12 protein-coding genes and 1 riboswitch are annotated in these 12,379 nt (G+C 69.8%); of the genes, 6 read left to right on the forward strand and 6 right to left on the reverse strand.

Annotated features, from left to right (window positions below; translation table 11 throughout):
- Positions 1 to 32: 32 nt before the first annotated feature.
- From CFB52_RS14025 to CFB52_RS14035, 3 genes are read right to left on the reverse strand one after another with little or no spacing between them, the layout of a single operon-like run.
- A complete protein-coding gene (locus tag CFB52_RS14025) occupies positions 33 to 1,283 on the reverse strand; it encodes an NAD(P)/FAD-dependent oxidoreductase (RefSeq protein ID WP_099316792.1) in 1,251 nt (416 codons plus the stop codon).
- Positions 1,284 to 1,287: 4 nt separating this feature from the next.
- On the reverse strand, positions 1,288 to 1,596 hold the full coding sequence (locus CFB52_RS14030) for a non-heme iron oxygenase ferredoxin subunit (RefSeq protein WP_059578663.1): 309 nt from the start codon (positions 1,594 to 1,596) through the stop codon (positions 1,288 to 1,290).
- 36 nt (positions 1,597 to 1,632) lie between these two features.
- On the reverse strand, positions 1,633 to 2,715 hold the full coding sequence (locus CFB52_RS14035; protein WP_099316793.1) for a fatty acid desaturase family protein: 1,083 nt from the start codon (positions 2,713 to 2,715) through the stop codon (positions 1,633 to 1,635).
- A gap of 172 nt (positions 2,716 to 2,887) precedes the next feature.
- Here CFB52_RS14035 and CFB52_RS14040 point away from each other — a divergent pair, with 172 nt between their 5' ends.
- The 5 genes from CFB52_RS14040 to CFB52_RS14060 all read left to right on the forward strand — a co-directional run bounded on the left by CFB52_RS14040 (position 2,888) and on the right by CFB52_RS14060 (position 7,926).
- Positions 2,888 to 3,952 carry a LacI family DNA-binding transcriptional regulator gene (locus CFB52_RS14040; protein ID WP_099316794.1) on the forward strand — a complete coding sequence of 355 codons (1,065 nt, stop codon included), beginning with the start codon at positions 2,888 to 2,890 and terminating at the stop codon, positions 3,950 to 3,952.
- A gap of 162 nt (positions 3,953 to 4,114) precedes the next feature.
- Positions 4,115 to 5,122 carry a hypothetical protein gene (locus CFB52_RS14045; RefSeq protein WP_059578667.1) on the forward strand — a complete coding sequence of 336 codons (1,008 nt, stop codon included), beginning with the start codon at positions 4,115 to 4,117 and terminating at the stop codon, positions 5,120 to 5,122.
- A gap of 37 nt (positions 5,123 to 5,159) precedes the next feature.
- Positions 5,160 to 5,987 (forward strand): TIM barrel protein, encoded by an 828-nt coding sequence (locus CFB52_RS14050; protein WP_099316795.1) that lies wholly within the window; start codon positions 5,160 to 5,162, stop codon positions 5,985 to 5,987.
- A gap of 74 nt (positions 5,988 to 6,061) precedes the next feature.
- Positions 6,062 to 7,048 (forward strand): inositol 2-dehydrogenase, encoded by a 987-nt coding sequence (gene iolG, locus CFB52_RS14055; RefSeq protein WP_099316796.1) that lies wholly within the window; start codon positions 6,062 to 6,064, stop codon positions 7,046 to 7,048.
- 191 nt (positions 7,049 to 7,239) lie between these two features.
- The gene (locus CFB52_RS14060) at positions 7,240 to 7,926 is read left to right on the forward strand and encodes an HAD family hydrolase (protein WP_099316966.1); all 687 of its coding nucleotides are present in this window, start codon (positions 7,240 to 7,242) and stop codon (positions 7,924 to 7,926) included.
- 72 nt (positions 7,927 to 7,998) lie between these two features.
- On the opposite strand, the gene ribB is transcribed toward CFB52_RS14060, so the two are convergent.
- The 3 genes from ribB to CFB52_RS14075 all read right to left on the reverse strand — a co-directional run bounded on the left by ribB (position 7,999) and on the right by CFB52_RS14075 (position 11,247).
- Positions 7,999 to 8,709 (reverse strand): 3,4-dihydroxy-2-butanone-4-phosphate synthase, encoded by a 711-nt coding sequence (ribB, locus tag CFB52_RS14065; RefSeq protein ID WP_099316797.1) that lies wholly within the window; start codon positions 8,707 to 8,709, stop codon positions 7,999 to 8,001.
- Between the two features lie 116 nt (positions 8,710 to 8,825).
- Positions 8,826 to 8,975: riboswitch (FMN riboswitch) on the reverse strand.
- 192 nt (positions 8,976 to 9,167) lie between these two features.
- Positions 9,168 to 9,854: a helix-turn-helix domain-containing protein gene (locus tag CFB52_RS14070; protein ID WP_059578678.1), complete on the reverse strand. Its 687-nt coding sequence runs from the start codon at positions 9,852 to 9,854 to the stop codon at positions 9,168 to 9,170.
- A 217-nt stretch (positions 9,855 to 10,071) separates the two neighbouring features.
- Positions 10,072 to 11,247, reverse strand: a complete 1,176-nt coding sequence (locus tag CFB52_RS14075) for an MFS transporter (RefSeq protein WP_059578810.1) — start codon at positions 11,245 to 11,247, stop codon at positions 10,072 to 10,074.
- Between the two features lie 147 nt (positions 11,248 to 11,394).
- On the opposite strand from CFB52_RS14075, the gene CFB52_RS14080 reads away from it, so the two are divergent.
- Entirely contained in the window at positions 11,395 to 12,327 is a 933-nt protein-coding gene (locus CFB52_RS14080; RefSeq protein ID WP_059578680.1) for a LysR family transcriptional regulator, read from the forward strand.
- Positions 12,328 to 12,379 lie beyond the last annotated feature (52 nt).

The following is a 12,379-nucleotide window of genomic DNA, read 5'->3' on the forward strand; positions in this document are numbered from 1 at the left end:
CACTGCCGCGCGCTTCACGCCCCTCCTTTCTTCTACCGGTCATTCATGGCCGTCACCAGCGACTTCAGCTTCACGCCGACGTTCGCGACCGCCGCCGGCGTCACGTCGATCCCGCGCTCGACCAGCATTCTCGCCACGCGCATTTCCTTCACGAATCCCGCTGCACGGCCGAAGCCGCTCGCCGCGACGAGCCGCGCGAGCGCATCGAAATGGAAATGGATTTCCGCATCGTCGCCGAGCACGCGCGCGACCGACTGCACGCCGAGCGCCGGCTCCCCGGCCACCTGCAACTGCGCATCGTATTGATCGGACCAGAACCACGGCGTGTCGCGATACGGTGCGCCCGCGCCGAGCATGTTGCGGGCGGCCACGTGCGCCTGCGTCTCGGCGCCATGCCACGTCTCCTGGCGAACCAGCCGCCCCGATAACGCGCTCGGAAACACCGCGACGTCGCCGGCAGCGTAGATGCCGCGCGCCGACGTCTCGAGCTGCGCGTTCACGACGATCCCGCGCTCGACCGCAAGGCCCGCATCGCGCGCCAGCGCGTCGGCCGGCTCGATGCCGATGCCGGTCACGACCGTGTCGGCAAGCAGCGTGTCGCCGTCGTCGAGCACGACGGCCAGCGCACCACCCGAGGTCCGCTCGATCGCCACCGGCTTGCGGTTCAGGCGGATCGCCACGCCCTGTTCGTCGTGCAGCGCATGCACGCGCGTCGCGATGGCTTCCGGCACCACGCGGCCGAGCAGCCGCGGCGCCGCATCGAGCACCGTCACGCGGCAGCCGCGCCGTCGCGCCGACGCCGCGACTTCGAGGCCGATGAAACCGCCGCCGATCAGCACGATCCGCGCGTCGGGCACTAGCCGCGCGCCGAGCGCGGCCGCATCGTCGAGCGTGCGCAACGCGACTACGCCGTCGAGCGCCGCACCGGGAACGGCAAGACGGCGCGCACGGCCGCCGGTGGCCAGCAGCAGCGCATCGTAGCTGAACCTATGCCCGCCCGACACGTGCACTTCGCGTGCATGCGGGTCGATGCGCTCGACGGTCGCGACGACCCGCTCGATGCGGTCGGCCGCCCACGCCTCGGCATCGCGCAACCGGCATTGCGCCGCGCTACGGTCGCCCGTCAGCACGCCCTTCGACAACGGCGGCCGCTCGTACGGCGGATGCGGCTCCGCGCCGATCAGCACGATGCGCCCGCGCCAGCCGGACGCGCGCAGCACCTGCGCCGCGCGGCCGCCCGCATGACCCGCGCCGACGATCGCCATTACCCGGTCGTGGCTCATCGCGTCACACCTCGATCAGGATGCGGCCGTCTTCGATCTTCGCGCGGTACGTGCGCAGCTTCTCGCACGCGGGCGCGGACAGCGGCCGGCCGTCGCGGACGTCGAAGCGACCGTTGTGCTTCGGGCATTCGATCACGTGATCCATCACGAACCCGTCCGCGAGATGTACGTGCTCGTGCGTGCACAGGCCGTCGCTCGCGTACACCTGGCCGTCGATCCGGTAGATCGCGTACGTGCGGCCTGCGTGATCGAAGCGCGCGACGTCTTCGTCGTCGATGTCGTCGAGCGCGCCGGTGTCGATCCATTGCGTCATGGGGTGTGTCTCCTTCGTCGGGATGGTCGGTAGCTGTCATGCACGCGCGGCATCGGGCACCGGCCGCACGACGTAATCGGACGGATCGCGCGTCTGCCGGACCAGCGCCGGCACGATCTCCGCATACGCGGCGAGCGTGCTGCGGTACGGCGGCGGCATGTCGGCCTTCACGGCTTCGTGCAGCTTCGGCAGCGCATGGAACGGCACCATCGGGAACATGTGGTGCTCGACGTGATAGTTCATGTTCCAGTACAGGAAGCGGAACACCGGGTTCATCATCACGGTGCGGCAGTTGCGCCGGTGATCGAGCACGTTCTCCGGCATGCCCGCGTGCTGCGTGAGGCCGAAATACAGGTACAGCCATGCGCCGTAGAGGCTCGGCAGCCCGATGTAGAGCAGCGGCAGGATCGTGTGCCAGTACATCGCGGCGCCCGTCACGAGCGCGTAGATCGCGAGATGGATGCGCGACTCGCGCACGACCTTCGGCCATTCCGATTCAGGCACGTAGGTGCGCTCCTCGTCGTCGAGCCGGCCGGTGGCCGACGCCGCGATCATCTTGCGCAACTCGCCGGCCACGTGCTTCAGCGCGACGACGTTCAGCACGAGCGCGAGCCAGTCGGTCGGCTTCGGCGCGGCGATTTCCGGATCGCGCCCGACGACCAGCGTATCGGTGTGATGGCGCGCATGACTCCAGCGCCACGCGGTTGCGCGGCGGAACACCTGGAACGACGCGACCTGGTACAGCGCGTCGTTCATCCAGCGCGTGCGGAACGCGGTGCCGTGCCCGCATTCGTGCCAGCGCGAATCGGCCGGGCTGCAGTAAAGGGTGCCGTACACGAAGAACGCCGGGATCGCCCATGCCGAATGCGCGTGCCACGCCAGCCACGCGAGCGCGCCGCTGATCGCAATCGCCGCGTACCAGATCAGCGTGTCGCGAATCGCACGGGCGTCGCCACGCTGCATCAACTGCTTCATCAGCGGCCGCGGCACCGCGCACCGGTACCACGCGGCGTTGACGAGCCCGGCCGCGTGCGCGCGCTCGCCCGCGCCGCCGATCATTCGGTATTCCTGACGGCGCGCCGCGTTGCGCTTGCGTGCCGGGTCGTCGATAGGGGCCACGTCTGTCTCCTGGGGTTCTTGTGCGATGCAAGCGCGACACGCGCTGCCATGGAGTCAAAATTAGCCGCCCGGCTTCCGCTGCTCAATCGAAACGTTGACGAAATTTCGCCATCGCTTTAGCGTTCCCGGCAACGCCACGCGATCGATGGCGCCTATCACGATGGAGACGACCATGGCAGGAGAATCCGGGCCGCGCTGGCGCAAGCGCACCGCGCGCTTCGACGAGATCGCGGCGCTCGCCGGCGTCAGCACGACGACCGTCGACCGCGTGCTGAACGAGCGCGGCAGCGTCTCCGCGCAGGCGCGCGAACGCGTGGTGGCGGCCGCGCGGCAGCTCGGCGTGCCGCGGCAGCTGCCCGACACGCGGCACGGGCTGATCCACGTCGACGTACTGCTGCCGGACACCGACGCGCCGTTCTTCCGGCGGTTGCAGCAAGCGCTGCAGCGCTCGCTGCAGATGCTCGACCGGCACGTGGTCGTGCACCGGACGATCCTGCCCGCCGCGGACGACGCGCGCGCCGCCGCGCTGATCGAACGGCCCGCGTACCGGCGCGCGGCGCTGATCGTCACCGCGCACGACACGGCCCGCATGCGCGGCGCGCTGGCCGCCGCGATCGCGCGGGGCGAGACCGTCGTCACGATGGTCACCGACATCGGCGGCATCGACCGCGCGCACTTCGCCGGCATCGACAACTATCGCGCCGGGCGCACGGCCGGCTACTACATCGGCCGTCTCGCGGCGCGCCCGGGCCGCGTGCTGCTGCTCGGCGGCCGCATGGGCTACCGTGCGCACGCCGACCGGATGGCCGGCTGCCGCGACCAGCTTGCCGACGCGTTCGCCGCCGTGCGCTGCGACGACGCGCCGGTCGAGACGCTCGACCAGGACGACCGCTGCTACCGCGCGGTGTCGAAGGCGCTGCAGGCGCACGACGACGTGGTCGCGATCTACAACAGCGGCGCCGGGTCGGCCGGGATCGAGGCGGCGCTGCGCCGGGCCGGCGCGGTCGGGCGCGTCGTATGGATCGGCCACGAAATGATCGATCTGCACCGCACCTTCATCGAAGCCGGCGCGATGGATCTCGCGATCGACCAGGATCCGGACGGGCAGGCGATTTCCGCGCTGCAGCACGTGCTGCATGCATGCGGCATCGTCGAGGCGCCGCCGCCGCACGATCCGGTCGAATTCCGCGTGTTCTGTCCGGCGAACGTGAGGACGAGCGCGTACCTGCAGCCGTGAACCCGCCGCACGGCATGCGGCATGCGGCGTGCGGCCCGGCGCGTGCATGCGTCGAAAAAATCGATCGCCGCATTGGCGATTTTTCGTCAACGTTTGTCATGCAGCCCGCGCCGCGCGTCCGTACATTGGCAGCCATCCACGAACAACGACGGACAGGAGACGATGGCTGAACCGATCCTCATCGGCGTGAATCTCGACGGCGTGCTCGAACACGACGGGCTGCCGCCGCCCACGCCCGCCGAGCGCTTCCGGATGGTCGCCGCCGCCGGCGTGTTCGACTACGTCGAAAAGAACCCGGTGCGCGGCGAGGACCTGTCGCCATATTTCGCGCTGGTCGAGCGCCACGCGCTGCCGATTCGCGTGATCGGCGGCATCTGGTGCGCGGGCCGCGACGAAGCGCATGTCGCCGAGATCGTCGCGGCGGGCGCGCGGTTCGGCAGCACGGTGCTCAACTGTCAGCTGTTCGCGCATCACGCGGACGGCCATCCGCTGTCGGATCGCGAAGTCGCCGATTTCTACCTGCGCGCCTATGCATGGGGCGAACCGTCCGGCTGCCTGCCGAGCCTCGAAGTGCACGTCGACATGTGGAGCGAGGATTTCGCGCGGGTTGCACGCGTCGCGCGGCATGTCGAGCAGGCCGGCGCGCCGTTCCGTATCACGCTCGATCATTCGCACCTGCTGTTCAAGATCGGCAATCGCGCCGAACTCGACGCATCGGGCCTGCACGAATCGGCCGACGGCGGCCGCGCGATGCTCGACCCCGCATCGCCCGCCGCGATCTACGCCGACTGGATCGCGCGCGGCTGGGTCCGGCATGCGCATGCGCGCAGCGTCGTGCCGAACAACCCGGACAATCGCTGGATGCGCCGCGCGGACGGCCGGCCCGGACGCGGCATCCAGTACCCGTTCGTCGCGCCGCCGCCGGGCGCGTACCACGGCGAATGGCGTGCCGAGTCGCTCGATCCATGGAAAGCCGCGCTGCGTCAGTTGCTGCAGGCGCGGGGGCAGGCCCATGCGCAAGCGACACCGCTCGAGCAGATCAGTTGCGAATTCATCCCGTTTCCCGACTACGGCGGCGGCGCACGCTATTCGATCTTCGACAACAACGTCGCGTGCGCGCACTGGCTGCGCGACACGTGGCACGCACTCGCCGCGCGCGCCGGCGCCTGATCCGAACCCGCCCCACTCAAGCCCCAAGGACAGAACGATGACGCAAGCCTTGCACTTTTCGCTGAACCGGATGAGCGCGCCGCGCTTGCCGCTCGACCGCTACGTCGCGCTGTGCCGGCGCCTCGGCGTCGACACGATCGAGATCCGCAACGATCTCGACGGCGTCGAACTCGCCGACGGCACGCCGGCCGCCGCCGTCCGCGCGACGGTCGAAGCCGGCGGCGTGACGATCCTGACGATCAACGCACTGCAGCGCTTCGAGCAGTGGAATGCCGAGCGCGCCGACGAGGCGACCGTGCTGGCCGACTACGCGGCGCAATGCGGCGCGCGGGCGCTGGTGCTGTGCCCGACCAACAGCCGCACCGACACGCGCGACGAGCACGCCCGCCACGCGGATCTCGTCACGGCGCTGAAGGCATTGAAGCCGATCCTCGAAGCCCACGGCCTGCTCGGCTTCATCGAGCCGCTCGGTTTCGAGGAATGCGCGCTGCGCCGCAAGTCGGACGCGGTGAAGGGCATCTACGCGGCAGCGGGCGAGCCGGTGTTCCGGCTGGTGCACGACACGTTCCACCATCACCTCGCCGGCGAGGACATCTTCTTCCCGAACCTCACGGGCCTCGTGCACCTCTCGGGCGTCGAGGAAGCCGACCTGCCGGTCGAGCGGATGCGCGACGGCCACCGCGTGCTGGTCGGCGGCGCCGACCGGCTCGGCAACGTCCGGCAACTGCGCGAGCTGCTCGCGCGCGGCTACCGCGGTGCGTTGTCGTTCGAGCCGTTCGCGAACGAGATCGCCGAAGCCGACGACATCGAGGACCGGCTGCGGGCAAGCATCGATTACGTGCGCGGCGAGCTGGCGGATCGCTGAGCGGACCGTCGCGACGGCGTGCGGCCCACGCCGGCCGCGCATCGGCAAGATAAGTGAATCCACGGGAGAACGAAATGATCGAATTCGCTTTGTTCGGCGCGGGCAGGATCGGCAAGATCCACGCGGCGAATCTCGCGCGCCATCCGGGCGCGACACTGAAGTACGTGATCGACCGGCACGCACCGTCGGCGGACGCACTCGCCCGCGCGCACGGCGCGCAGGCAACCGACGTCGAACGCGCGCTGGGCGACGCGTCGGTGCGGGCCGTCGTGATCGCATCGAGCACCGATACGCACGCGGACCTGATCGTCGCGGCCGCGAACGCGGGCAAGGCCGTGTTTTGCGAAAAGCCGGTCGACCTCGCCGTCGAACGCTCGCGTGCATGCGCGGACGTCGTGCGGCGCACCGGCGTGACCTGCATGATCGGCTTCCAGCGCCGCTTCGACCCGACCTTCGCGGCGCTGAAGGCGCGCGTCGAGCGCGGCGAGATCGGCGCGCCTGAAATGCTGGTCGTCACGAGCCGCGACCCGGGCGCGCCGCGGGCCGACTACCTCCGCAGCTCGGGCGGCATTTTCAAGGACATGCTGATCCACGACTTCGACGTGTTCCGCTGGATCCTCGGCGACGAAGCGCACACGCTGCATGCGACGGGCAGTTGCCTGACCGATCCGGCCGTGCACGACGCCGGCGACATCGATTCGACCGCCGTGACGATCCGCACGCGGCGCGGATTGCTGTGCCAGATCAACACGTCGCGCCGCGCAGCGTACGGCTACGACCAGCGCTTCGAACTGCTCGGCAGCCGCGGGATGCTGCAGGCCGGCAACGTGCGGCCGACCGAGGTGAGCGCGTGGCTTGCCGGCGGCATCGCGACGGACGTGCCTGAGCCGTTCTTCCTGGAACGCTACCGGCATGCGTACGCGGCCGAGATCGCGCACTTCGTCGACGCGTTGCGCGACGGCACGCCGGTCAGGACGACGATCGACGACGGACTCGCCGCGCTCGAGCTGGCCGAAGCCGCGATGACGTCGTGGAAAACGGGGCGGGTGATCGAGCTGTGACGCCGCAAACGGCGGCAGCGATCCGGGCAAGCGGGCCGCCGCTGCCGTGCGACGGGCGGCGCCCCGCCACGACCTGCCGTAGCGGCCCGGCCGGATCGGGCACATTTACCGCCACGTCGCTCGGCATGCACGGGAAAGCACGTATGATGGCGAATCGATCGGCGTCGCCGATTTCCCGCGTTTTCATCACCATGCTCGATCACCTCATCTGCGACTGCGACGGCGTGCTCGTCGACAGCGAAGTCATCGCCGACCGCGTGCTGCTCGACACGCTGTCCGCCACGTTCCCGAACCTCGATTTCGAAGCCGCCGCGAAGTCGGCATTCGGCCAGCAGACGTCCCGCTTCCTCACCGGCATCGAAGCCCGCTTCGGGGTCGAGATGCCCGCCAACTTCATCGAGACCGTCGAGCACAACATCGAAGTCGCGCTCGCGCAATCGCTCGCGCCGATCAGCGGCGTGCGCGACGCGCTGCTGAAGATCACGCTGCCGGCCGCCGTCGTGTCGAACAGCCGGCTCGTGCGCGTGCGCAGCTCGCTGAAGCGCGCCGCGCTCACCGAGATCTTCGGCGAACGCGTGTTCAGCGCCGAACAGGTCGCGCGGCCGAAGCCCTACCCCGACGTGTACCTGCACGCAGCGCACACGCTCGGCGTCGCGCCGGCGCGCTGCGTCGTCGTCGAGGACAGCATCTCGGGGCTGAATGCCGCGCGGGCGGCCGGGATGAGGACGATCGCATTCGTCGGCGCGAGCCACATCCCCGACAATTACGCGGACGCGCTGCGCGCGATGGGCATCACGCGAATCATGCGCAGGATGGACGAACTGCCGGCGCTCGTCGAAGCCGGCATGCGCGGTGAATTCGGCGACGTGCAGTCCTGATCGTCATTCGCGCCGGCTCGCGTCGATCCGGCCGCGCCACGGGCGCGCGAACGCGCCCGCGTTTCCTTCCGCTCAGGCCGGCTCGCAGCAGCGTTCACGCGCGGCGGCCAATGCTTCGCGGAACGCGACGAGTTCCGCGATCGTCAGCATCGGCAGCCCGTGCCGTTGCGCGAAGCGCTCGACATCGTCGCCGCGCGTCATCGTGCCGTCCGGATTCATCAGCTCGCACAGCACGCCGGCCGGCTTCAGGCCCGCGAGGATCGACAGGTCGACCGTGCCTTCGGTGTGACCGCGGCGCGCGAGCACGCCGCCCGGTTGCGCACGCAACGGAAACACGTGACCGGGGCGCACGATGTCGTGCGGCTTCGCGCCGTCGGCGATCGCCGCGCGGATCGTCGTCACGCGGTCGGCCGCCGACACGCCGGTGTGCACGCCTTCGCGCGCCTCGATCGACACGGTGAACGCTGTGCCGTTGCGGCTTTCGTTGGTCTGCACCATCGGCGGCAGCTCCAGCGCACGCACCGTGTCGTCGGTCAGGCACAGGCACACGATGCCGCTGCACTCGCGAATCAGCAGCGCCATCGTCTCGGGCGTGATGCGCTCGGCGGCGACGATCAGGTCGGCCTCGTTCTCGCGGTCGTGGTCGTCCTGCAGCACGACAGCGCGGCCCGCGCGCATCGCGTCGAGCGCGGCGGCGATGCGCGGCGGCACCGGTTCGGAATCCAGCACCGGGAGATCGGCAAAGGCGTCGGCAGGCGCCGACGAAACGGACATCAAGGACATGTGAAACGCTCCTCGCAAAGACGATTTGGGCGAAAAACGTTTCAGGGCATTGCAAACAGACAGAACGACAACCCGCTTCGCGCGCGGCGAAGCGGCCCTGACGGACATGACTATCTGCACATCTTCTCTCATCCGGACTGTGACCGTCGGCTCTGGCATTCGACCAGATCTGCTGACCCCGCGCGAAATGCGCGGGCGCTCGCGGGCTCGCCGGCTTACGCCAGCCTACCGCCGGTGGGGAATTTCGCCCCGCCCTGAAGACGCACTGATTGCCGGACGGGAACGCCCCGTGACCGGCGGGCCAAGCATACAACAGCCGCACACGACGCGCAGCGAATGACCGGTAAAACCTTACTGACGACCCCGTCTAACGGCATCGTCCGAACGGCCGACGCGCGCACGCGGCGCCTCCCGAGAAAGCCGGGAACCGCAACGCTCGCGCCGCGCGACCCGCGCGATCAGTTGGCGGCCGCGTGCGCCGCGTCGGGCACGAGCCAGCGCGGCGGCACCTCCGGGCTCACCGTCACGCGGAACGCACGCGCTTCGCTGTCGCCCGGGTTGCGCAGGCTGTACGGCTGATCGGCGTCGAACACGATCGCGTCGCCGGTCGCCAGCAACTGGCGGCGATCATGCACGCTGACTTCGAGCGTGCCTTCGCTGACGACGAGATTGACCGTCGTGCCCGGTGCGCGGCGCGCGCCGGGTTCCGTATGCAGCGGCGCGATCCGCAGCTCGTGGAATTCGGCCGCGGCCGGCTCGCCTTCCGGATACAGCGCACGCGCCGAGAAGCGGCCGTTCGAGCTGACGACGCGCGACGCGCGCTCGGCCGCCAGGTGCTCGAACCCGTTCACCGCATGGCGCCGCAGGAACGCGGCGACCGACACCTTCAGCGCCGCGGCGATCTTGCAGAGCACCTTGATCGACGGCACGCTGCGCGCCGATTCGATCTGCGCGAGCATCGCCCGCGACACGCCGGACAGCCGCGCGAGCGCATCGAGCGACAGTTGCCGCTCGGCGCGCAAGCGCGCGAGGTTCACGCCGACGACCTGCTCGAGCGCGTCGAGCGATGCGGACGCGCGCAGGTCGGCGCCATTGCCGGACTCGAAGGAAGACACGTCGCGCACGAGCGCCAGGGATGAAGACATAGCATTGCCTCCGGGCCGCCGCGCGGCCCTGCGTAGGGGGTAAGCCGGAATCGGAATCGGGTTGCGCCGGTCGTGGCGCGTATCGAAACGCTATCACCCGGCCTTGCACGGGCAAACGAAGTTATCTTCACACCGTTATCAGCATCGCGGAGGAATGCGTTTCTCGCGAACCTTTTCCTGCCGCTATGGCGTCGCGCTCGGCGCGCCGTGGCGGCGTTCACTGCGCCGCCGGCGCCGCGCCGCGCGCCGGGCCGCGCGCGTCGAGCCGCATCGCGAGCCACGTGACGACCAGCGCCGCGAACGTCACCGCGACCGCGACCCACGGCAGCGCATCGAGCGCGAAGCCGTGCTCCAGCGCGAGGCCGCCGAGCCACGCGCCGCCCGCATTGCCGACGTTGAACGCGCCGATGTTCAGCGTCGACGCGAGATGCGGCGCGCTCGCGGCCTTTTCGACCACGCGCGCCTGCAGCGGCGGCACCGTCGCGAACGCGGCGATCCCCCAGACGAACACGGTGACGGCGGCCGCGACCGGCAGGTGGCTCGTCTTCGCGAACACGGCCATCACGGCCATCAGCGCGACGAGGATCGCGATCAGCGACGGCATCAGCGCGCGGTCGGCGAGCTTGCCGCCGATCGTGTTGCCGATCGTCAGCCCCGCGCCGAACAGCACGAGGATCAGCGCGACCGCGCGCGGCGAGTAGCCCGACACGGCCTCGAGGATCGGCGCGATGTACGTGAACACGACGAACACGCCGCCGAAGCCGAGCACGGTCATCAGCAGCGCGAGCCACACCTGCGGCTCCTTCAGCACGCGCACTTCATGGCCGAGGCCGACCGGCCCGCTGTCGTGACGGTTCGGCACCAGCGCGGCCACGCCGCCGAGCGCGAGCACGCCGAGCGCGGCGACGATCCAGAACGACGCGCGCCAGCCGAGCACCTGGCCGACGAACGTGCCGAACGGCACGCCGAGCACGTTCGACAGCGTGAGCCCCGTGAACATCAGCGCGATCGCGCTCGCGCGCTTGTCGGCCGGCACGAGCGACGCGGCGACCACCGCGCCGATGCCGAAGAACGACCCGTGCGCGAACGACGTGACGACGCGCGCGACCATCAGCATCGCGTAGCCGGACGCCGTCGCGCACAGCACGTTGCCGACGATGAAGATCGCCATCAGCAGTTGCAGCGCGGCCTTGCGCGGCATGCGGCTCGTCAGCACCGCGAGCAGCGGCGCGCCGACCGCGACGCCGAGCGCGTAGCCGGTGACGAGCAGGCCGGCCGACGGCAGCGACACGGCGAGGTCGTGCGCGACTTCGGGCAGCAGGCCCATGATGATGAATTCGGTGGTGCCGATGGCGAAGGCGCTGATCGCGAGCGCCAGGAGCGGAATGGGCATGACGTTCTCCGGAAGGCGGCGGCCGCGGCGCCGGTTCGGTGCCGCACCGCACAAGAAAGCGGGATGTGCGCGCATTGTCCCGAAGACGCCTATATTTGATAATTGGCGTGGCATTTGAACCATTTTCAAATATTTCTGGAAAATCGCATGGACCGACTGGGCGACATCCGGCTGTTCGTCGAGGCGGCGGAGCTGGGCAGCCTGTCCGCCGCCGGGCGCAAGCTGAACCTCACGCCGGCCGCCGCGAGCGCGCGCCTCGCGAAGCTCGAGGCGAAGATCGCGACGCGGCTGTTCGAACGCTCGACGCGGCAATTGCGGCTCACCGACGAAGGCAAGCTGTACCTGAACTGCTGCCGTCAGGCGCTGCAGGCGCTCGACGACGCGGACGCGATGCTGCAGGAAGGCCGCAACGTCGTGAGCGGCAAGGTGCGGCTGTCGTCGACGTCCGATTTCGGCCGCAATCAGTTGCTCGACTGGCTCGACGAATTCACGACGCAACATCCCGACGTCACGTTCTCGCTGACGGCGTCCGATTCGTCGTCGAACCTGTGGCAGGACGAGATCGATCTCGCGATCCGCTTCGCCGCGCCGCCCGACGGCGCGCTGATCGCCCGCCGGCTCGCGACCAACCGGCGGGTGCTGTGCGCGGCGCCGTCGTTCATCGAACGCCACGGCGTCCCGGCCGATCCGCACGATCTGGCCCGCTTTCCGTGCAACGTGATCACGATCGCGTCCGGCCCGATGAACACCTGGCACTTCACGCGCGGCGACGAAGTGCAGGTTCACACGGTGCCCGTGTCGACCGCGTTCGAGACCAACGACGGCGGGCTCACGCGCGAATGGACGCTGCGCGGCCACGGCATCGCGCTGAAATCGCTGTGGGACATCGCCGACGACGTCCGCGCGGGCCGGCTGCGCGTGCTGCTGCCCGACTGGCGGCACCAGGACGCGCCGCTGCACGCGATCTACCACAGCAAGCGCTACATGGCGCCGCGCGTGCGCGTGCTGCTCGACTTTCTCGCCGAACGCTTCGCGCGCGAGGAAGCCGCGCTCGACGACCTGCTGAACGCGTGCCGTTGACGGCCGGCCCGCCGTCGTCGCCGCTATCGAGGGGTCGGAACCCGGAAGCCGG

Origin of the sequence: Burkholderia sp. AU18528 (assembly GCF_002223215.2) — a bacterium.
In the GTDB taxonomy this organism is placed as follows: domain Bacteria; phylum Pseudomonadota; class Gammaproteobacteria; order Burkholderiales; family Burkholderiaceae; genus Burkholderia; species Burkholderia semiarida.

What these genes read in the sequence shown, in the direction of transcription:
- CFB52_RS14030 (WP_059578663.1), bottom strand. Translation starts at nt 1,596, where the DNA reads ATGACGCAATGGATCGACACCGGCGCGCTCGACGACATCGACGACGAA.
- CFB52_RS14050 (WP_099316795.1), top strand. Translation starts at nt 5,160, where the DNA reads ATGACGCAAGCCTTGCACTTTTCGCTGAACCGGATGAGCGCGCCGCGC.
- CFB52_RS14025 (WP_099316792.1), bottom strand. Translation starts at nt 1,283, where the DNA reads ATGAGCCACGACCGGGTAATGGCGATCGTCGGCGCGGGTCATGCGGGC.
- CFB52_RS14060 (WP_099316966.1), top strand. Translation starts at nt 7,240, where the DNA reads ATGCTCGATCACCTCATCTGCGACTGCGACGGCGTGCTCGTCGACAGC.
- CFB52_RS14040 (WP_099316794.1), top strand. Translation starts at nt 2,888, where the DNA reads ATGGCAGGAGAATCCGGGCCGCGCTGGCGCAAGCGCACCGCGCGCTTC.
- CFB52_RS14075 (WP_059578810.1), bottom strand. Translation starts at nt 11,247, where the DNA reads ATGCCCATTCCGCTCCTGGCGCTCGCGATCAGCGCCTTCGCCATCGGC.
- CFB52_RS14070 (WP_059578678.1), bottom strand. Translation starts at nt 9,854, where the DNA reads ATGTCTTCATCCCTGGCGCTCGTGCGCGACGTGTCTTCCTTCGAGTCC.
- iolG (WP_099316796.1), top strand. Translation starts at nt 6,062, where the DNA reads ATGATCGAATTCGCTTTGTTCGGCGCGGGCAGGATCGGCAAGATCCAC.
- CFB52_RS14045 (WP_059578667.1), top strand. Translation starts at nt 4,115, where the DNA reads ATGGCTGAACCGATCCTCATCGGCGTGAATCTCGACGGCGTGCTCGAA.
- ribB (WP_099316797.1), bottom strand. Translation starts at nt 8,709, where the DNA reads ATGTCCTTGATGTCCGTTTCGTCGGCGCCTGCCGACGCCTTTGCCGAT.
- CFB52_RS14080 (WP_059578680.1), top strand. Translation starts at nt 11,395, where the DNA reads ATGGACCGACTGGGCGACATCCGGCTGTTCGTCGAGGCGGCGGAGCTG.